The sequence below is a fragment of the Longimicrobium sp. genome, assembly GCF_048594345.1.
Taxonomy (GTDB): Bacteria; Gemmatimonadota; Gemmatimonadetes; order Longimicrobiales; family Longimicrobiaceae; genus Longimicrobium.
On the sequence record NZ_JBMDXM010000221.1, the window covers coordinates 1 to 18,455 of the forward strand.

General features: G+C 70.1%; 18 protein-coding genes. 6 read left to right on the forward strand and 12 right to left on the reverse strand.

Annotation, left to right across the window (positions count from 1 at the left end):
- The first annotated feature begins 321 nt into the window (after nt 1–321).
- Nucleotides 322–1,173 (forward strand): 1,4-dihydroxy-6-naphthoate synthase, encoded by an 852-nt coding sequence (locus ACOJUJ_RS23270; protein WP_420129312.1) that lies wholly within the window; start codon nt 322–324, stop codon nt 1,171–1,173.
- A 114-nt stretch (nt 1,174–1,287) separates the two neighbouring features.
- On the opposite strand, the gene ACOJUJ_RS23275 is transcribed toward ACOJUJ_RS23270, so the two are convergent.
- Together ACOJUJ_RS23275 and ACOJUJ_RS23280 are read right to left on the reverse strand one after the other, a co-directional pair.
- Nucleotides 1,288–3,198 carry a DEAD/DEAH box helicase gene (locus ACOJUJ_RS23275; RefSeq protein WP_420129313.1) on the reverse strand — a complete coding sequence of 637 codons (1,911 nt, stop codon included), beginning with the start codon at nt 3,196–3,198 and terminating at the stop codon, nt 1,288–1,290.
- Between the two features lie 43 nt (nt 3,199–3,241).
- A complete protein-coding gene (locus ACOJUJ_RS23280; protein ID WP_420129314.1) occupies nt 3,242–3,781 on the reverse strand; it encodes a hypothetical protein in 540 nt (179 codons plus the stop codon).
- Between the two features lie 97 nt (nt 3,782–3,878).
- Here ACOJUJ_RS23280 and ACOJUJ_RS23285 point away from each other — a divergent pair, with 97 nt between their 5' ends.
- Nucleotides 3,879–4,181 (forward strand): hypothetical protein, encoded by a 303-nt coding sequence (locus tag ACOJUJ_RS23285; RefSeq protein WP_420129315.1) that lies wholly within the window; start codon nt 3,879–3,881, stop codon nt 4,179–4,181.
- A complete protein-coding gene (locus tag ACOJUJ_RS23290; RefSeq protein WP_420129316.1) occupies nt 4,178–4,687 on the forward strand; it encodes an SRPBCC family protein in 510 nt (169 codons plus the stop codon). Before ACOJUJ_RS23285 ends, ACOJUJ_RS23290 begins: the two co-directional genes overlap by 4 nt.
- Before the next feature lie 96 nt (nt 4,688–4,783).
- On the opposite strand, the gene ACOJUJ_RS23295 is transcribed toward ACOJUJ_RS23290, so the two are convergent.
- Complete coding sequence (locus tag ACOJUJ_RS23295) at nt 4,784–5,494, reverse strand: hypothetical protein (protein WP_420129317.1); 711 nt, start codon at nt 5,492–5,494, stop codon at nt 4,784–4,786.
- Nucleotides 5,495–5,678: 184 nt separating this feature from the next.
- Here ACOJUJ_RS23295 and ACOJUJ_RS23300 point away from each other — a divergent pair, with 184 nt between their 5' ends.
- A complete protein-coding gene (locus tag ACOJUJ_RS23300) occupies nt 5,679–6,278 on the forward strand; it encodes a nuclear transport factor 2 family protein (RefSeq protein ID WP_420129318.1) in 600 nt (199 codons plus the stop codon).
- Here the strand turns inward: ACOJUJ_RS23300 and ACOJUJ_RS23305 are convergent.
- Complete coding sequence (locus ACOJUJ_RS23305; RefSeq protein WP_420129319.1) at nt 6,193–7,083, reverse strand: transglycosylase domain-containing protein; 891 nt, start codon at nt 7,081–7,083, stop codon at nt 6,193–6,195. The two genes, ACOJUJ_RS23300 and ACOJUJ_RS23305, sit on opposite strands and share 86 nt — an antisense overlap.
- Before the next feature lie 172 nt (nt 7,084–7,255).
- A complete protein-coding gene (locus ACOJUJ_RS23310) occupies nt 7,256–7,684 on the reverse strand; it encodes a thiol-disulfide oxidoreductase DCC family protein (protein ID WP_420129320.1) in 429 nt (142 codons plus the stop codon).
- 535 nt (nt 7,685–8,219) lie between these two features.
- Here ACOJUJ_RS23310 and ACOJUJ_RS23315 point away from each other — a divergent pair.
- A complete protein-coding gene (locus tag ACOJUJ_RS23315) occupies nt 8,220–9,482 on the forward strand; it encodes a 4-hydroxy-3-methylbut-2-enyl diphosphate reductase (protein ID WP_420129321.1) in 1,263 nt (420 codons plus the stop codon).
- Nucleotides 9,483–9,510: 28 nt separating this feature from the next.
- On the opposite strand, the gene ACOJUJ_RS23320 is transcribed toward ACOJUJ_RS23315, so the two are convergent.
- The 7 genes from ACOJUJ_RS23320 to ACOJUJ_RS23350 form a co-directional block, all read right to left on the reverse strand.
- Nucleotides 9,511–11,106, reverse strand: a complete 1,596-nt coding sequence (locus ACOJUJ_RS23320) for an HD domain-containing phosphohydrolase (RefSeq protein ID WP_420129322.1) — start codon at nt 11,104–11,106, stop codon at nt 9,511–9,513.
- A 100-nt stretch (nt 11,107–11,206) separates the two neighbouring features.
- Entirely contained in the window at nt 11,207–11,419 is a 213-nt protein-coding gene (locus ACOJUJ_RS23325) for a hypothetical protein (RefSeq protein WP_420129323.1), read from the reverse strand.
- A 242-nt stretch (nt 11,420–11,661) separates the two neighbouring features.
- The gene (locus ACOJUJ_RS23330) at nt 11,662–12,021 is read right to left on the reverse strand and encodes a hypothetical protein (protein WP_420129324.1); all 360 of its coding nucleotides are present in this window, start codon (nt 12,019–12,021) and stop codon (nt 11,662–11,664) included.
- On the reverse strand, nt 12,018–12,536 hold the full coding sequence (locus tag ACOJUJ_RS23335) for a c-type cytochrome (RefSeq protein WP_420129325.1): 519 nt from the start codon (nt 12,534–12,536) through the stop codon (nt 12,018–12,020). The genes ACOJUJ_RS23330 and ACOJUJ_RS23335 overlap by 4 nt, the downstream gene beginning before the upstream one ends.
- A 204-nt stretch (nt 12,537–12,740) precedes the next feature.
- Nucleotides 12,741–13,220 (reverse strand): SufE family protein, encoded by a 480-nt coding sequence (locus tag ACOJUJ_RS23340; RefSeq protein ID WP_420129326.1) that lies wholly within the window; start codon nt 13,218–13,220, stop codon nt 12,741–12,743.
- Between the two features lie 138 nt (nt 13,221–13,358).
- Entirely contained in the window at nt 13,359–14,987 is a 1,629-nt protein-coding gene (gene pckA / locus ACOJUJ_RS23345; protein WP_420129327.1) for a phosphoenolpyruvate carboxykinase (ATP), read from the reverse strand.
- Nucleotides 14,988–15,130: 143 nt separating this feature from the next.
- Entirely contained in the window at nt 15,131–17,197 is a 2,067-nt protein-coding gene (locus ACOJUJ_RS23350) for a TonB-dependent receptor family protein (RefSeq protein WP_420129328.1), read from the reverse strand.
- Between the two features lie 362 nt (nt 17,198–17,559).
- Between ACOJUJ_RS23350 and ACOJUJ_RS23355 the strand changes: the two genes are divergently transcribed.
- Nucleotides 17,560–18,135 (forward strand): NYN domain-containing protein, encoded by a 576-nt coding sequence (locus ACOJUJ_RS23355; protein ID WP_420129329.1) that lies wholly within the window; start codon nt 17,560–17,562, stop codon nt 18,133–18,135.
- Nucleotides 18,136–18,455: the final 320 nt, after the last annotated feature.

Sequence of the window (18,455 nt, forward strand, 5' to 3'; positions counted from 1 at the left end):
TGGCCGCCACGGCCCCTGGTGATACCCAACACGGGCATCGGCGACTGCCGGTGACTCCGGTTCCCGATCGAAGCGCCGGAGGCGCTCCAAATCGAGAACCGGAGTGTTGAAGGCATTTTTTAGCACCACGAAACGCGAGAAGCTGCAGAATCTCGCGAAGGGCACGTTTGTCCAAGATCCTGCCTCTTGACGAGGAACGTTCTTATGGTGTTGACTCTGCTAACTCTGTGTGAGGCCCACTCTGTAGAAGCTTCCGCAGCACCAGAGCCCGGTGAGCGCAACGACAGCCGCCGATCCCGAAGCGGCCAACCTTGAAGTGATATGCAGACGACTGAACTGACCCTGGGCTATTCGCCGTGCCCCAACGACACCTTCATCTTCCACGCGCTGGTGCATGGAGTGGTGCAGGCGGAGGGGCTGCGCTTCACGGAGCGGCTGGAGGACGTGGAAACGCTCAACCGGCTGGCGGCGGGCGGTGAGCTGGACGTGACCAAGATCTCCTACGGCGCCGCGCCGGGGCTGCTGCGCGACTACGTGCTGCTGCGCAGCGGCGGCGCGCTGGGGCGCGGGTGCGGACCGCTGATCGTGGCGCGCGAGCCGTTCTCGCGCGAGTCGCTGGCGGGCAAGCGCATCGCCGTCCCGGGGCGCAACACCACGGCCAACCTGCTGCTGCGCCTGTACGCACCCGACGCGGCGCCGGGCATCGAACGGGTGTACAGCGAGATCATGCCCGCCGTGGCGCGCGGCGAGGTGGACGCGGGGCTCATCATCCACGAATCGCGCTTCACCTATCCGCAGCACGGGCTGCAGCGCGTGGTGGACTTGGGCGAGTGGTGGGAGCAGACGACGGGGCTGCCGATCCCGCTGGGCGGCATCATGGCGCGGCGGGCGCTGGGCGAGGATGCCATCCGCCGCGTGGACGACGCCATCCGCCGTTCCGTGGAGCACGCTTTTGCGCACCCGGACGCGTCGCGCGAGTACGTCCGAGCCCACGCGCAGGAGATGGACGACGCGGTGGCACGGCAGCACATTGACCTGTACGTCAACCAGCATTCCGTCGACGTCGGCGAGCAGGGGGAGCGCGCCATCCGCGAACTCTTCGACCGCGCCGCCAGCGCCGGCATCATCCCCGCCGACCATCCCGCGCCCTTCCTGGAGCCCGTCTCGGTCTAGCGGAGCAACGGCACGGGGGGCAGAGAGAGGGACAAAAGCCAGAGGTACAGAGGAATGCCGTCCTCTGTACCTCTGGCTTTTTGCTGAACCCCTGTACTCTTTTCCGCCGTTCCGTCAGTCGTCGTCGCGGCGATACGGCTTGCCGCGCGAGGGGCGGGCTCCGCCATCGCGGCCGCCGCGATACGGACGGCTCCCGCCGTCGCGGCTTCCCTGGTATCCCCCCCGGTAGCCGCCGCCACCACCGCCACCCGAATAGCCGCCGCCTTCGTAGCCGCCGCCCTGCATCTCGCCGCGGTCTTCGCGCGAGCGGCGCACGGGCACCTGGCGGCCGCGGATGCTGGCGCCGCTCAGCACCTGAACGATGCGGTCGGCGTCGCCCTCATCCACGTCCACCAGCGTAAACTGGTCGGTGATCTCGATGGCGCCGATGCGGTCGCCCGGCACGTTGGCCTCGCCCGCGATGGCGCCCACGATGTCCGCCGGCCGCACCCCGCGCCGCCGCCCGATGCCGATGTACAGCGTCGCCTTGCCCGCGCCCGGCCCCCGGCGCGTGCCGCCGCCCCGCGCCGCCGACCGCCCGCCCTCGCCCCGGCGCGATTCGCGCGGCGCGCCGTAGTCGCGCTCGCGCGGGTCGATGTCGGGGATCTCCGTATCGTCCTGCATCTCCTCCGTGCCGCGGTGCTCCGCCGCCACCCGCGCGGCCGCCGCGGCCACGTCCAGCGGATCGAACTCCTCGGCCAGCGAGCGTACTACCTCGCGGAACGGATCCAGGTCGTCCCCCGCCGTAAGCACGGCGCGGATGGCGTCGCGCAGCCGCTCGCGCCGGCGCGCCCGCACCTCGGCGGGGCGCGGCACCTTTGCGTGCTCGATCGGCTGCCCCGTCTGCCGCTCGATGGCGCGCAGCAGGAACTTTTCGCGCGGCACCACCAGCGTGACCGCCGTGCCCTCGCGCCCCGCGCGGCCCGTGCGGCCGATGCGGTGCACGTAGGCTTCGGGCGTCTGCGGGATGTCGTAGTTGACCACGTGGCTCACGTGCTCCACGTCCAGCCCGCGCGCCGCCACGTCGGTGGCGATCAGGATGTCCGCGGTCCCCTGGCGAAACTTGCCCATCACCCGGTCGCGCTGCGCCTGCGCCAGGCCGCCGTGCAGCGCCTCGGGATGGTGCCCGCGCACCGCCAGCGCCTCCGTCAGCTCGTCCACCTCCGTGCGCGTGCGGCAGAAGATGATGGCGCTGGTGGGCGACTCCACGTCCAGAATGCGGGCCAGCGCCTCCAGCTTGTGCGCGCGGTTCACCAGGTACGCCACCTGCCGCACCAGGGGCGCGTCCAGCTTCTCGGGCGTGACCACCACGCGCTCCGGCTCCTTGAGCGCGCGGCGCGCCAGGTCCTGGATGCGGGGCGGAAAGGTCGCGCTGAACAGCGCCGTCTGCCGCTCTTCGGGCAGCGCCGCGATAATGGCTTCGATGTCGTCGATGAAGCCCATGTCCAGCATCTCGTCGGCCTCGTCAAGCACCACGTAGCTTGTGGCGGACAGGTCCAGCGAGCCGCGCCGGATGTGGTCCAGCAGACGCCCCGGCGTGCCGACGATCACGTGCACACCGCGCCGCAGCTCGCGCAGCTGCCGGCTGATGTCCTGGCCGCCGTAGACCGCAAGGACGCGCACACCCATCCGCTGCCCGTACTTGTGCGTGGCCTCGGCCACCTGCACGGCCAGCTCGCGGGTGGGCGCCATCACCAGCGCCTGCACGTGGTGCGCGCGGTTGTCGATGCGCTGCACCAGCGGCAGGGCAAACGCGGCCGTCTTGCCCGTGCCCGTGGCCGCGCGGCCAATCACGTCGCGGCCGGACAGCAGCAGGGGGATGGCGCGCTCCTGGATGGGCGTGGGCTCTTCGTAGCCCAGCGCGTCCAGCGCGGTGACGATCTGCGGATCAAGGCCCAGCGCGGCGAACGGGCCGGGTGCCGGGGTGCCGGCGGCGGCGTCTGCCGGAAGTTCGTCTGCCGAAAAGTCGGCGGCGTCGTCGGTCATCTTCAGGGAACCGGAAATGGAATGATGGCGAGGCCGGGGGGCTTCAGTAGCCCACCGGCCCCACGTCGGGCTCGCGGGCAAAGGCGCGGAACGCCTCCGTCGCATCGCCCGTGTGCTGCTCCAGCAGCCCGCGCAGCCGCCGGAAGCTTACCCGCAGCGTCCGCTCGCGCAGCATGGAGTCGGGGTCTACCGGCGACTCCAGCCACTCGGGCCGGTACTTGTCGGTGGTGGCAAAGACGGGGGCGTTCTCCACGCCGTCGCTGGGCGGCAGCACGCCCATCCCGCAGCGCACCAGCTCAAACGCGAGCACGGGGTCCAGCCCCTCCTCGCGCGCCACGTCGTACAGCATCTCCGCCAGCTCGTCGCCCATCCCCACGTCCAGGGCGTCCTGGATCACGTCCAGCCGCCGGCGGCTCAGGGCATCGGTATCCAGCCCCTGCTCCGCCATTTCCAGCAGCCCCTCGCCGCTGCCGAACCAGGTGTCTTCGCCGCGCCGCAGCCGGCGCCGCTCCCGGTACGCGTTCAACGCGTGCTCCGCCCGCAGCTCTCGCTCCGTCATGTCCCAGCCGGTCAGGTCCGCCATGTGGTATGCTCCGCTCGCGTTCAAACGTACGCGGCGGCGCAAGGGCCGGACCATCCCGCGCGGCACGGTTTGACAGGGGCGCGCGATGTTGTTACCAATGTACCACGGTAACAGCCAGCGCGACAGAGGAGGGGGATCGATGTACGTGGAGCGCGTGCAGACGGGCGTACGGATGGAGAAGCGGCTGGTGAAGGTGCTCAAGGCCCTGGCCGAGTACCACGACGTGTCGCTGGGCGAGCTGCTGGAGGGGATCGTCCTGCACGCCTTCGACGACAGGACGCCGTTCGGCCAGCCGTCGCTGGAGCTGATCCGCAAGCTCAAGGACGTGTACGGGCTGGACTACGGCTCCGAGGCCAGCCACACGCTGCGCGAATCGGCGGAGGGCCGGGAGGGGAGATGATGACGACGACCGGCTTCATCCCCGCGCACCGGACGCGGAGCGCGACGATCCGGCTGGATGCGCCGCCGGAGCGCGCGTTCGGCATGTTCACGCCGCTGGGCGAGCGCGCGTGGGCGCAGGGCTGGGATCCGGAGTTCCTGCATCCGCTGGATGGGGAGGGATGCGAAGGCTCCGTCTTCATCACCCGCGCCGGCGGCATCCAGACCATCTGGACCACGATCGCGCACGATCCACCGAACCGCGCCGCCTACTCCCGCGTCACCCCCGGCCTGCACGCCGTCGTCGTCCAGGTCCGCCTGCGCCCCTCCGGCGACGGCGGCACGCTGGCGGACGTATCCTACGCCTTCACCGCCCTCGCCCCCGCCGGAAACGATGCGGTCGCGGAGATGGCGGAGGGATTCGACGGGTGGATGGAGGAATGGCAAACCTCCATCAACCGTGCCCTCGAAGCGGCGTCTGAGGAAACGGCACGAGAAAACTCCGTTGACTCCGCTGACTCCGTGTGAGGCCATTCTGTAGAAGCCTCCGCCGCCCCAGAATCCAGAAGAGCGCACCGGCAGCCCGCCGATGCGCTCTTCTTCATCCACCGAAAACGTCGTCGATCAGTTCTTCTCGCCCAGCACCGCGACGTCGCGCGAGCGGAGAGGCCGGCCGGAGCCCAGCAGCTCGATCACCCGCTCCGCGCCGGGCTGGTAGCGCAGGGTGGTGGCGCGGATCCCCAGCAGCAGGTTGACGGTGACCAGCGTCCCCGGCACCTCGCGCCCCTGCAGCATGGAAGCGAGCTGCCCCGCCGTGCCTTCCTGAAAGTTCTTCGCCACGATGACCAGCGCGTCGGGCATCTCCTCCGCCGCCGCGGCCACGGCCCTGGCCGCCTCGCCGCCCAGCGTGAACTGCACCTGGGGATACGCCAGCACCAGCCCCTGCCGCTCGCCCGCGCCAAACCGCACGCACTCCTCCGCCGCCACCGTGCCGATGGCCGCGTTGCCCGTCAGGTCTTCCATCACCCGCCCGATGCGCTGGCGAAACTCGCCCGCCGCCGTGGGGCCGCGAAACGAAAGCCCGCGCAGCGCCTCGGCAAAGAAGCGGTCGGCGTCGAAGTGGCGAAAACAGGGGAGCAGCCGCTCGGCGGTGCGGCGGTCCACCCAGCCGGTGGCCGCCAGCGCGTCCACCAGGAGGGGGCCCTCCAGGTGGGGATCGCGGGCGGCCACCCAGCGGAGCGCCTGCTCCATGCGGGTGTTCTCGTCGCCCACGGGGTTTACCCCGGCGGGCGGCGTGAACAGGACTTCGGAAAACGGCTTGCCGAACCAGATCATCCGGGCACCTGCGAACGCGATTGTTTCTGATGAAAGTCCGATGGAGGATGACGAAGCCCGGCCTTCTCGTCAAGCCGCACGATTTTCGCGCGTCCGGCGCTCCGGCCCGAAGCTTGACAGGTCATACACGCTCCGCATCTTGTCGGTTCGCCGCAGGCCCACCGCGCAACGCAAAAGGAAGCACGTGCACCGAGTCCCCGCCCTGGCCGCCGCCCTGCTGGCGCTGAGCGCCTGCCGCGTGGAGCGCACGCCGGACGAGTACCTGAACCCGCGCAACCCCGCGCAGGTGGAAAGCCGCGACGAGGAAAACGAGCTGGCGTCGCGGGTGGGGGCGTTTGGCGAGGCGCTGGCGCGCGGCGACCGGGCGGCCGCCGTCACGGCGCTGGGCCCCACCCCCGAAGCGCACGTGATCGGCATCGGCTTCAACGACGGACGGCCACGCTTTGGCCCGCTGGGGCTGGCCGCGGTCCTGGCGGACCTGCAGCTGCCCACGGACGCCGTGGCGCGCACGCCGGACCTGCGGGTAGAGGCGGACGGGCGGGGGGTGGCGTGGTTTGCCACGCACGTGGAGGTGCTCCCCGTGGTGGGCGGCGGCGGGCAGCCGCAGCGGCTGCGGATGTCCGGGGTGTTCAACGAGCGCGAGGGCGTGTGGCGGCTGGTGCAGGTGCACCTGTCCCGCGCCGAGATGCCCCCGCCGGCTACGCTCCGCCCGGACTCGCCGCGGGATTCGCTCCCGCGGCCGTCGAATCAGCCCGCGGCCGCAGCGCCTCCGGCAGGCGGATGACCTGCGGCTCGGCCTGCCAGTCGGCCGGGCGCGACATGGGCGCGTAGTCCACCCCGGGCTGGAACGCCAGCGGCTCCGCCACCGCCGCGCGGTACGCCGCTTCGTCAATCCGCTCCGCGTCGCGCAGCATCCGCAGCACCTCGTTGCGGCGCGGCCCCGCGGCCCCCGGCAGCGCCTCGGGGTCCGGCAGCCGCGGGGGGAGCAGGATCCCCGCGAGCGTGGCGGCCTCGCTCAGCGTAAGCCGCCGCGCGTCCTTGCCAAAGTACTCCTGGGCCGCCTGCTGCACGCCGTAGATGGCCCAGCTCTCCGTGCGCCCCATCGCCACCCGGTTCACGTACAGCTCCAGCAGCCCCGGCGACGAGGTGTGCGCCTCCAGCAGGGGTGCCATCGCCATCTCGCGCGCCTGGTCGGACAGCCCGCCCTGCAGCAGGTGAACCTGCCGCACCAGGTCGCGGCTGGCGGAGGGAAGCGGCATCCCGCGCCGCAGGCTGCGCCGCGCGGCCGAGGTCGTGTCCACCACCGCGGCGAACGCGTCCTGCGCGTAGCGCGGCAGCTCCGCCAGGCGCACGTAGTCCGGCCGGCGCCGCATCTCAGCCTGCTGGCGCAGCAGCCCCGCCTGCAGCTGCGCGTTGGACCACACCAGGTATCCCCCGATGCCGCCCAGCACCAGCACGCCCAGCACGCCCAGCGCGATCAGCGAGCCGCGGTGGCGGCCGCCCACGCGGGTGTCCTCGGCGTGCTTGGTCCACTTGCCGCTGCGGGGCGCGCCGCCGAGCGTCTTTCCCTTGCCGGGCTTGAGCTTCATCAGCCGAAAAGTACGAGAGTACGAAGTACGAAAGTACGCGGGTTTACGGGCGCGGGGCGGGCAAGAAGCATTCCCCCTGCGCCGTCGTTACGTCGGGCTGCGCGCCCGCCGGCGCCTCCGCCGTCCGCTCCAGACTGGCTCCGAGCGAGCGGCGAAGAACGGCGAGCGGCGGTCAGTCCAGGAACCTCGCCCGAACTTCGGGCGGCGGGATCATGCAGGCCTCCAGCTTTCCGAAGATGCGATAGCGGTTCTTCGCTACCAGGCCGTAGAAGAAATCCGCCACCGGCCCCGGGACGATCGACAGCGGCCACAGCAGAGGCCACGGCGCGTCCATCCGCCGCGCGATCCGCAGTGCCGCCCGCGACTTGCGCCACGCCCGGCCGTCTTCCACCAGCACCACGCTGTCCAGCGCCTCGGGCGGCAGACCGAACTTCTGCAGCAGCGCCCTCCCCGCCGCCGACTGCAGCGCGGCAAAGCGAAAGCGCCCCCGCCGATCGTTCCGCAGGATCAGCTGCACCGAGCGATCACAGAGTCCGCACACGCCGTCGTACAGTACGATCGGCCCGTCAGCGGCCCTCGAATCCTCTGCGATCGCGTGCATCACACCATGCCGGTTCATGAAGTCTCCGTGAGTCCGTGATCCGAATCATGGTACACCGGATCATCAAAAAGGAATGGCCGCACACAGAGTCAACAGGGTCAACAGAGTTTGCTCGCGCCGTTTCGTCTGCTTACGGGATAAAGCCGGATACCCACGTGTCGGGTGCAGGTGAAGGATGTCGACGAGGCACGGTCTTTTGTAGGGGTGTCGGAAACGGGACGCAGATGGAATGCGGCAGGGGGCCATCCGCGTTTTTTGGGGGAGCCATGCAGATCGGCGGATCGTCTCCGCAGCGCAGTGAAGCGTGTCGATCACACCACCTGATGCGCGATCTGTAGAACCGTCCGCCACTCCGGCGATCGAGGCGAGCGGCGTCGCGTGAAACCCGCCGCGTCCGCGCGCGTATCAGCCACCAGCCAAGCCGAGAAACGACAACGGGTTCACGCCCCGGCCCGTGGCGGTGCACGGCTGGCGCGGTTACCTTTCGGGGCAGCCGGACGCGCCCGCGCCCGGCCCTCTGGACGCAGCAGCGACGATGGAACAGACCTACTTTCGGCGCGGCTTTGGTCTTCGCAAGCAGATCGAGCCGCTGATCCGTTCCGAATACCACAGCGCGCTGGTGGAGCGCATTCGCGCCAACGGCTACCAGGACAGCTGGGGCGAGGGCGACCAGCGGGTGACCGTGCGCCTGGCCGAGGAGTTCGGCTTCTGCTACGGCGTGGACCGCGCCGTGGAGTACGCGTACGAAACGCGCACCCAGTTTCCGGATCGCCGCATCTTTCTGCTGGGCGAGATCATCCACAACCCGCACGTGAACCGCCGCCTGACGGACATGGGCATCGTGTTCCTGCAGCCGGACGCGCGGGGGTGGTTCGACTTTACGGGGCTCGATCCCGCGGACGTGGTCATTCTCCCCGCGTTCGGTGCCACGGTTGAGGACTTTCGCCGCCTGCAGACCGTGGGGTGCATCCTGGTCGACACCACCTGCGGCAGCGTGCTGAACGTGTGGAAGCGGGTGGAGCAGTACGCGCGCGACGGCTACACCGCCCTCATCCACGGCAAGCACCACCACGAGGAAACGCGCGCCACCGCCAGCCAGGCGCTCAAGTATCCCGACGGCCGCTTTCTGATCGTCCGCGACATGGACGACACGCGGCGGGTGATGGACTACCTGGAGCGCAGGCCGGAGGCGATGACGCGCGAGGCGTTCATGGCGCACTTCGCGGAGAAGATGTCGGCCGCGTTCGATCCGGACCTGCACCTGGACCGCATTGGCGTGGCCAACCAGACGACCATGCTGTCGGGGGATTCGCTGGGGATCGCCGCCGAGGTGGGACGGTCGCTGGAGCGGCGCTTTGGCGGGGAGCCGGGGTTCGACCTCGCGCACCACTTCCGCTCGTTCGACACCATCTGCTCCGCCACGCAGGAGCGGCAGGACGCGGTGGAAAAGCTGGTGGCGGGGCCGGAGGGCGCACCGGACGTGATGGTGGTGATCGGGGGATACAACTCGTCCAACACCAACCACCTGGCCGTGCTGTGCGCGCGCTTCGGCGTCACCTACCACGTCGCCGACGCGTCGTGCATCGACCCGGAGCGCGGCACCATCCGGTTCAAGCCCGCCGGCACCCCGCTGGACGCGCCGGAAGTGGAAGCCGAGGACTGGCTGCCACCCGGTCCGCTGGTCGTGGGGCTGACGGCCGGCGCCTCTACGCCCAACGTGAAGATCGGCGAAACACTGGAGCGGCTGCTGCGCGTACGGGGTCTGGAAGTGCTTGCGGAGACAGCGGCTACGGCGTAAATGTTTCTGCCGTGTCGTGATACGAGCGTTAATCGGAGCTGGCAAACGCGGCTTCCACCGCCGTGGGTGCGAACTCCGGAAACAGCTCCAGAAAGATCTCGAACAGCTCGGGATCGAACGACCCGATGTCGTCCTGCATGATGTCCAGCGCCTGCTGGGGGGTAAGCGGGGCGCGGTAGCTGCGGGCCGTGGTGAGCGCGTCGAACACGTCGGCGATGCGCATGATGCGGGCGGAGCGCGGGATGTCTTCGCCCGCCAGGCGGTCGGGGTAGCCTTTACCATCCCACCGCTCGTGGTGGCTGCGCACCATGGGGCGGATGTCCCAGGGAAACTCCACCGGTGCCAGCATCTCGTCGCCGACCACGGTGTGCCGCTCCATGATGGCGCGCTCTTCGTCCGTAAGCCGCCCCGGCTTGTTCAGAATCTCCTCGGGCACCTCCGTCTTTCCCACGTCGTGGAGAAAGGCACCCATCCGGAACCACACCAGGTCGCGCTCCGTAAGCCCCGCCCGCTCGGCGATGCGGCAGGCGTAGTCCGCCACGCGCGCGCAGTGGCCCAGCGTGTACCGGTCCTTCGCCTCGATCGACTCGCCCCAGAACCGCACCAGCGACAGAAAGTCCACCTCCAGCTCGGCCACCCGCTGGTCGATGTCGGCCAGGTCGGGACGCGCCTGCAGGCTGGTGAACAGCGCGTGCGAGCGGTTGAGCGCCTCCAGCGCCTGCCGGTTGCGCCCCTGCATCCGTAGCACGCGTGCCATCTCCCGCTGCGCCTCGGCCTCCAGCAGCGGCTCCTCGAGCGAGGCGATCTCAATGGACTGCCGCAGGTGGATCTCCGCCAGGTGCAGCTTTCCGCTTTCGCGGTAGATGATGCCGTAGAACTTGAGCGCCTCGGCCTTTCGCAGCGCGTGGTTTACGCGGCTGAAGATCTCGAAGCCCTCGTCGCAGCTCTGGCGGGCGCGCTCCAGCTCGCCGCGCGCCAGGAACAGCTCCACCATGTTGACGTGGATGATCCCCGCCTGGACCACGTCACCCAGCGCATGCGAAAGCGCCAGCGCCTGATCGAAGTACTCTTCGGCCGGCTCCAGGCGCCCCAGGTCCACGTGGAGCATGCCCAGGTTGTTGAGCACCGAGATCTGGGGCCCCACGGTGCCGGCGGCCTGCAGGTGGGCCAGACCGGTGCGGTACAGATCCGCCGCCTTTTCCAGCTCGCCGCGGATGTTGGCGACGATGCCCAGGTTCTGCACCGCCGCGCCCAGCAGCCACGGATCCGACAGCCGCTCGGCGCGTGCGCGCGCGGCGCCGAAAAACGCTTCGGCGCGATCCAGGTCGCCGCGGCCCTGGGCCAGCTGTCCCAGCCCGTTGAGCGCCCGGCTGGCCACGTCGCCGGCCGCGTGCAGTTCGGCAAGCTCCAGCGCCAGGCCGAACAGGTCCGCAGCAAGCTCGTGCTGTCCCGCGCGGCGGCAGCAGTGGCCCAGGCGCACGACGACATCCAGCAATCCCGCCACGTCGCGAGCCGCCACGTGCGCCCGGTACACGGCGTGGTAGGTATCCGCGGCTGCGGTCCAGTCGCCGGATCGCTCCTGTTCGGCTGCGCGCTCCAGCAGTGGGTGCGGGGAAGGATTCAACACGTCGGCTGCGTTGGCGATAACGTAACGAGGGGTCCCTGCGCACCGGCGCCGGGACCCCCGTCATGCGGGTCGACTTGGGCCTTGCGAAGAGGCGACTTCAGTCCCCGACGGAAATATAACCCGACTGAATCGTTACGGTGCCACCGGTGGTCGGCTTGCCGTTACCGGTCGGCTTCGACTCGCGGTTCTCACTGACGGAGCCCTGCTCGGCCGTGGCGGCCTCGGGAGCGGTAGCCATCTCGGCGCAGCCGCCGGTCGTGATCAGGATGCCGGCACAGGCCAGGGCATACAACGTACGTAAACGGGACATGCAGCCTCCAATCGGGGGGAAAAGGAGCAGGAAACGTATGTGTCTAGTCCTGCACTAGCACTTGGGAAGTGACACACGATACGTCGCAGAAGCCTCGCTGTCAACCTTTAGAGCGCGCTCCTAATCAGACCTGCCGTTTTTCGTCGCCGGCGAGGGCACCCCGCGGGAGGAGATTGGCCTCCCCTGGGCGGCCGCCGCTCCCATCCGGCCGGCGTAAAGACCGGCCAGACGGAAGCCGACGATCAGTGATGCTCCGGCGCGTCGCCCGGGATGATCCGGAAGACGTGGTTGTACGTGGCGGCCAGGGCGCCAAGCCCCGCCAGCAGCAGAAAGAACGTGGCGATGGAGTAGCCCACGGCGGCGCCGCTGCGGTCGATGCGCGCCCACGACGCGGCCGCCGTGCCGGCCACCAGGGCCAGCAGCAGCAGCAGCGCGCCGGCCCCGAAGCCCACGGCCATCCCCACCATCTTCTCGGCGCTGTCGCTGAGGACGGGGATCTTGAGCGCCGAGGGCCCGCGACGGCGCGGGTTGGCGTCGCTCCACTGCTCGTAGCGGTCTTCCACGGTGCCGAACGTGTCGTCGGCCGGGTTTCTGCGGCTCATGCGCCCCCCTGATGGCTCAGCGCGTACACGTAGGCGGCAATGGCGGCCACCTGCTGGTCGTCGAAGCTGCCGCCGCCCTTGGGCGGCATCATCCCCGGGAACTGCTTGGGAGCGGCCACGCCGCTGTTGATGATGCCCACGATCTCGGGGTACTGACCCGAGATGTTGAGCCACGTGGCGTCGTTCAGCGCCGGACCGGCGGGGCTGCCCACACCCCCCTGCCCATGGCAGGCGGCGCACACGGTGCCAAAGTTGTCCTGCCCCGCGTCCACCATCGCCTGCGTGAGCCCCTGCGGCAGGTTGGTGGCCACGATGCGCGCGGCGGTGGCGCCCACGGTGGTGCCCGGCGTCACCGCCGGCGGGTCCGGGTGCGCCACGCGCGGCGTCTGGGGCTCGCCGCGGTACGCCACGCGGTCAAAGCCGCCCTCCGCGCCGGGCTCGCACCCGGCCAGCAGCGCCACGGGGAGCAGCCACGCGGCGCCGCGCGCCCACCGCCGAAACACGTCAGCCTTCACGAATCGCTCTCCTGAGGGTCTTCACGCGCGGCCAGGAGGCGTTTCTCCCGGCCGGGCCGGTAAAAGAAGCGCTGCCCCGTACATGCGCAAGGGGCGCGCCGCGGGCGGGTGCGCGCGCGCCCGCCGCTCCAGCTTCTGGCAAGTGCCCGCGCAGACACGAGATCCGCGCTTCTGTACGGATGGTCGCGGTGGGCCGTCCGCGGCTCACGCCGCGTCCGGCTTCCGGTCGGTGCCGCATTCCTGGACGGCGGCGCGGGCGGCGCGCTTCAGCCGCTCCACCATGGCGGTGAGCCCCGCCTCGCGCGCGGACAGGCCGATCTTGCCCATCACCTGCCGCACAAAGTCCTGCGGGATGCCCAGCACCGTCTCCGGCGGCTGGCCGTTCACCGCTTCGAAGATCATCGCCAGCAGCGCGCGGATGGCGGCGCTTTCCCGCGGCACCTCGGCGTGGTAGTACATCTTTCCATCCACCACCTCGGGAAAGATGGCCACGGGCGTCTGGCACTCGTGCACCCGGTACTGCTCCAGGTCCACCCCGGCCAGGTGCCCGGGGAGGGGCGGGAGCCGGTTGGCGTACTGCACCAGCGCCTGGCGCGTCATGTCGGGCGACAGCGTGGCGAACCGCCGCAGGATCTTCTCGATCGAGGGCGGCATCTGCTGGGTCGTCGGCTGCGTCTCGCTCATGGGGCTGATGCGGGTTTCCGGGGGCGCCGGCGGAAATCTAATCGTCCGGCGGCCCCCGTGCGACAGGGGAGGAACGGAGAGCGGGCCGGAGCGCGATCGGCTCCGGCCCGCCCCCTCGTCATCCGCCGAACCAGCGCTTTACGAGGTCCTGGGACCGGCGTTGCGAACCGCCTCCGGGACGCGGTCGGCAAAGCGCTCGAAGTTTTCGGCGAACAGCCCCGCCAGCTTGGCGGCCTGCGCGTCGTAGGCGTCCTTGTCGCTCCACGTCTCACGCGCGTTCAGCACCTCGGACGGCACGCCCGGCACGCTGGTGGGGATCTCCAGCCCGAAGAAGGGCGCGGTGGTGGTCTCCACGTCGTCCAGCTGGCCCGCCAGCGCGGCCCGCACCATGGCGCGGGTGTAGGCCAGCTTCATCCGGCTTCCCTCGCCGTACGGGCCGCCGGTCCAGCCGGTGTTCACCAGCCACACGCGCGACCCGTGCTCGCGCAGCTTCTCGCCCAGCATCTCGGCGTACACGCCCGGGTGCAGGGGGATGAAGACGGCGCCAAAGCAGGCGCTGAAGGTGGGCTGCGGCTCCTTTACCCCCCGCTCCGTACCGGCCACCTTGGCCGTGTAGCCGGAAAGGAAGTAGAACATCGCCTGCTCGGGGGTCAGCCGGGCGATCGGGGGAAGCACGCCGTACGCGTCGGCCGTGAGAAAGACGACGTTGCGCGGATGCCCGCCCTGCGCCTGCGGCACGTGGTTGGGGATGTAGTGCAGCGGGTACGAGACGCGCGTGTTCTCGGTGATGGCCTGGCTGGCGAAGTCCACCCGGCGCTCTTCGTCCAGCACGCAGTTCTCCAGCACCGTGCCGAACATACGCGTGGTGGCGTAGATCTCCGGCTCGCCCTCGGGGGAGAGGTTGATGGCCTTGGCGTAGCAGCCGCCCTCGTAGTTGAAGATCCCCTCGTCGCTCCACCCGTGCTCGTCGTCGCCGATCAGCGCGCGCTCGGGATCCGCCGACAGCGTGGTCTTGCCCGTGCCGGACAGGCCGAAGAAGAGCGCCGTGTCACCCTCGGGCCCCACGTTGGCCGAGCAGTGCATGGACAGCACGCCCTGCTTGGGAAGCAGGTAGTTCAGCAGGCCAAAGACGGACTTCTTGATCTCGCCCGCGTAGCGCGTGCCGCCGATGAGCACTTCCTTCTTCCCGAAGTGGATCAGGATGAAGGTGCTGGTGCGGGTGCCGTGGCGCGCCGGGTCCGCCTGGTACTCGGGCGCGTGCAGGATGGTGAAGCCGGGGGTGAAGTCATCCAGCTCTTCCGCGGCGGGGCGGCGGAACATGTTGTACGCGAACAGGTTGTGCCACGCGTTGGGCGTCACCACCCGCACGCCAAGGCGGTAGCGCGGGTCCGCGCCCGCCCACATGTCGCGCACGTACAGGTTCTGCCCTTCCAGGTGGCCCATCACGTCTTCGCGCAGGCGGTCGTAGTTCTCCGCCTCGAAGGGGATGTTGACCTTGCCCCAGTCGATGTCGGCCTCCGACGACGGCTCGCGGACCACGAAGCGGTCCTGCGGGGAGCGGCCGGTGTGCGGTTGGGTGACGGCGTTGAACGGTCCGCCGTCCACCAGCGTGCCCTCGCCGCGGCGGATGGCGTGCTCCACCAGCTCCACCGGGTTCAGGTTCCAGAACACGGTGCCGGGGTTCCGGATGCCGTGGTTTTCCAGCCCGTAGCGGCTTTCACGCCCAATCACGGGCGCCGCGGCATCGGCGTTCAACGTAGTTGACATCGGTCGGATGATCGGTTCGTTCGTGCGGCCCCGCCTGACGTTCCGGCCCGGGGCGGCGGGGCAGAAACGGCAACTCTAGCACGGGGCGCCCCCGGCGGCAAGGTGAACGGTATCCCCGGTGCCCACCTTCACCGCGCCGGTGCTCACGATTCCGGCATTCCCAGCGTCAACCGGACGCCCGCGTACACCGTGCGTCCGGGCCCCGGCTCGTAGTAACGCCGGCCGAACGCGTTCACCACCACGGAGGTGTTGTACACGCGGTCCGTCACGTTCATCACCCCCACGAACGGGGAGAGCGCGACCCGGCCGGCGCGCGCGCCCTCCCACCCGCCGCGCACGTCCAGCAGCGTGTACGCGGGGGAGCGAAAGCGGCCCTCCGCGTCGTCGTCCGCCACCGGCGTGCTGGAGACGTGGCGCAGGTCCATCCCGGCGAAGGGCCCCCGCTCCGGCGACGCCAGCAGCGACACGTCGAGCCGGTGCGGCGCCACGCCGGGGACGGGATTCCCCTCGCGGTCCTGTCCGTCGACCACGTAGCGGCCGAAGCGCGCGTCCGTCCACGTGTACGCCGCCCGCGCCGACCAGCCCGGCCGCGGCGCGACGATGGCGCTGGCCTCCACCCCGCGGTGCCGCGCGTGGCCCGCGTTGCGGTAGAATACGCGCCCCGGCGCGCCGGCCACCTCGAAGGGGATCAGCGCATCCTCCACGCGGGCCCGGTACGCGGCGCCTTCCAGCCAGAGCCACGGCGCCGGCCGCGCTTTCGCCCCCACCTCCGCCGAGACGGTGCGCTGCGGCTGCAGCTCCGGGTTGAACCCGCCCGCGCCCGTGGGCCGGTTGGCCAGCTCCGTGGTCGTGGGCGTCTCGAACGCCGTCGCCACGTTGGCGTAGATGGAGACGGCCGGCGTGGCGGCGAAGGATACGCCCAGCGCGGGGCTCACGCGCTGCAGCGTCCGCGCTCCGGAGTCGTCCGGATTCGCCTCCGAGACCAGCCGGTCGCGCACGGAGAAGCGGAAGCGGTCGTAGCGCAGCGCCCCCAGCACCTCCAGCCGGCCGAGCAGTTCCGCCGCCCCCTGCGCGAACGCGGACGACGACGCCACCCGCTCGCGCTGGTCCAGCGTCCGCGTCCCCCGCTCGCCCGCCTGGTTGGCGAAGTTCAGCCGGTCATCGCGCTGCCCCTCCACCTCCGCGCCGGCCAGCCAGCGCAGCGGCCCCGCGTCCGCGGACCAGGTGGCCCGCACGCCACCCACGCGCCGGTCCAGGTCGATGACGGCAGTAGGGATAGGGTTGTCGATCGAGCGCGCCAGCGCGTACGCCGCCACCTCCAGCGCGCCGGGCCCCGCCTGGTGCCGCCACCAGATCCCCGCCTGCCCCTGCCGCCCCTCCTCGCCCGTGCGCTGCTCCACGTTGCGCGCGAAGGCGGCGCCGCGGTCCACCCGCAGCAGCGAGTCGGAGAGCGAGCCCGGGTTCAGCGCGTCGTAGCGCACGGCCGTGAACGACAGCCGCACCTGGTCCGCGCCGCGCGCCCAGGAGAACGTGCCGCCGGCGTTCAGGTTTTCAGCGGATGCATGCTGCCGGTAGCCGTTGTACGACAGGCGCGACACCCAGGCGCGGTACGCCGCCGCGCCGGCACGCCCGCCAGCGCTGGTCTCCATCCGCAGCAGCCCGTCGCTCCCCGCCAGCACGCGGTGATCCGACGCCAGCGGCGCGTCCGGCGGCGCGGCCGGCGCAAGGCGGATCACCCCGCCCGACGCGTTGCCGTACAGCGCCGACGCGGGCCCGCGGATGACCTCCGCCCGCCCCAGCGCGCCGGGATCCACGTGGTTCAGCGTGGTCTGCCCGTCCGGCAGCGTGGCGGGAATCCCGTCCACCAGCACCCGGATCCCGCGCACACCGAACTGCGCCCGCGCACCCTGCCCCCGCACGGAGATCCGTTCGCCCAGCGCGTAGTTTAAGCGGTTGTCCACCTGCACGCCCGGGAGTGCGGACAGCGCGTCCGTGAGCGCCAGTGCCGGCCGCGCCTGGCGGATCTCCGTCTCCTGCACCACCGAGACCGGGAACGGCGCCCGCAGCGCCGGCCCGGGCGTGCCCAGCCCCTGCACCGTCACCGTATCGAGAGGGACGATCCGAACGGTGTCCTGCGCCCTAACCGGAGTAGGCGGCGCCGAAAGGAGCGCGGCGAATACGCCCGCCGCGAACGCGTTGCGAAAAATCATCGATGCCTGGAGTGGTATCGCGAGCCAAAACCTGGCGCCGCAGCCCGCAAGTCCTCTGCCCCGCCCCGGATCAGGCCCTGGATCGCAGGCGGAGCGACAGCGCACAATGGCCCGAAAAACTCGTTCGCGTATTGGCGGCTCGCGGTTTTGAGGATCGATGATCGCCGGTTATCCTCTGGTCCGGCGCGCGTTCACCCCGTTCACGTACAAGGCGAATCGCAAGCCACATCAACCCCCTTGACTGATCTGGCCGACGTGTTTAGCTTCGGTTTGACGGTCGCCCCCTGCCTGCGGGCAGTGTGGGTAATTATCTCCGGGGGGTTGTGCCAGCAATGGTGCAACCCCTCGTTATTTACCGTCAGATGACCGCTGATCCACCAAAGACGTCGCATCCGCCCCGGCTTGAGATCTTCGTCGACGGGACGAACTTCTATCTGTCGCGCCTGGGTGAAGGCATTCCCTACCGGGTGGATCTCAACCTTCTGGCGACCCGGTTGAGCCGAGGGTACCACTTCGCCAAGCTTCGCTACTACACCTCACCCATGCCTCACTACAGCAGCGAGGCATACAGGCGCCAGCAGAAGTTTTTCGACGAGCTCCGCCGCAGCAGTCGCATCGACCTTGTACTGGGCCGCCACGAGCCGAGATCGGACAGCGAGGGCCGCCGGTACCACGTCGAGAAGGAGACGGACGTGAACCTCGCCGTCGACATGGTGGTCGGAGCCTACGAGGACCGGTTCGACGTGGCGATGCTCGTGGCGGGAGACACCGATTACGTGCGCGCCATCCACGCCGTGCAGTCTCGCGGCAAGCCTGTTGTCTGGTGCCACCTCCCCGGCCAGCGCCATACCGATCAGCTCGCGCAGGTCTGTCAGGAGAAGTACGAGCTGACGGAGAAATTCCTCCGCACCTGCACGTTGGGCGTGCAGGGAAGATGAGCGTTCGATCGCGTCGTGGGTTGGAACCGTGCCCGCGCCGTGTTAACCTCCATCCGCGATCGGCCGGCGACGGCCAGGGAGGACCTTTGAGCAGTGCGACCATGGATGTCTCCATCGACCAGCTCCGCGGCCTCCCGCTGGGAGAAACGCCTCGAGATCATCGAAGCGCTCTGGGACAGTGTGGAAAGCGAAGCCGGCCTGTGCCCGATCCCTGGCGAAATCGCGGATGAAGCCGATCGGGAGTTCGGAGCGCACCTCACCGATCCCTTATCATCGATACGTGGGACACGGGTCGTACACGGCTTCGTGAGCGGTAGCGG

Excerpts from the sequence above, each read along its gene's own strand:
- ACOJUJ_RS23270 (WP_420129312.1), top strand. The coding sequence starts at position 322 with ATGCAGACGACTGAACTGACCCTGGGCTATTCGCCGTGCCCCAACGAC.
- ACOJUJ_RS23275 (WP_420129313.1), bottom strand. The coding sequence starts at position 3,198 with ATGACCGACGACGCCGCCGACTTTTCGGCAGACGAACTTCCGGCAGAC.
- ACOJUJ_RS23280 (WP_420129314.1), bottom strand. The coding sequence starts at position 3,781 with ATGGCGGACCTGACCGGCTGGGACATGACGGAGCGAGAGCTGCGGGCG.
- ACOJUJ_RS23285 (WP_420129315.1), top strand. The coding sequence starts at position 3,879 with ATGTACCACGGTAACAGCCAGCGCGACAGAGGAGGGGGATCGATGTAC.
- ACOJUJ_RS23290 (WP_420129316.1), top strand. The coding sequence starts at position 4,178 with ATGATGACGACGACCGGCTTCATCCCCGCGCACCGGACGCGGAGCGCG.
- ACOJUJ_RS23295 (WP_420129317.1), bottom strand. The coding sequence starts at position 5,494 with ATGATCTGGTTCGGCAAGCCGTTTTCCGAAGTCCTGTTCACGCCGCCC.
- ACOJUJ_RS23305 (WP_420129319.1), bottom strand. The coding sequence starts at position 7,083 with ATGAAGCTCAAGCCCGGCAAGGGAAAGACGCTCGGCGGCGCGCCCCGC.
- ACOJUJ_RS23310 (WP_420129320.1), bottom strand. The coding sequence starts at position 7,684 with ATGCACGCGATCGCAGAGGATTCGAGGGCCGCTGACGGGCCGATCGTA.
- ACOJUJ_RS23315 (WP_420129321.1), top strand. The coding sequence starts at position 8,220 with ATGGAACAGACCTACTTTCGGCGCGGCTTTGGTCTTCGCAAGCAGATC.
- ACOJUJ_RS23325 (WP_420129323.1), bottom strand. The coding sequence starts at position 11,419 with ATGTCCCGTTTACGTACGTTGTATGCCCTGGCCTGTGCCGGCATCCTG.
- ACOJUJ_RS23330 (WP_420129324.1), bottom strand. The coding sequence starts at position 12,021 with ATGAGCCGCAGAAACCCGGCCGACGACACGTTCGGCACCGTGGAAGAC.
- ACOJUJ_RS23340 (WP_420129326.1), bottom strand. The coding sequence starts at position 13,220 with ATGAGCGAGACGCAGCCGACGACCCAGCAGATGCCGCCCTCGATCGAG.
- pckA (WP_420129327.1), bottom strand. The coding sequence starts at position 14,987 with ATGTCAACTACGTTGAACGCCGATGCCGCGGCGCCCGTGATTGGGCGT.
- ACOJUJ_RS23350 (WP_420129328.1), bottom strand. The coding sequence starts at position 17,197 with ATGATTTTTCGCAACGCGTTCGCGGCGGGCGTATTCGCCGCGCTCCTT.
- ACOJUJ_RS23355 (WP_420129329.1), top strand. The coding sequence starts at position 17,560 with ATGACCGCTGATCCACCAAAGACGTCGCATCCGCCCCGGCTTGAGATC.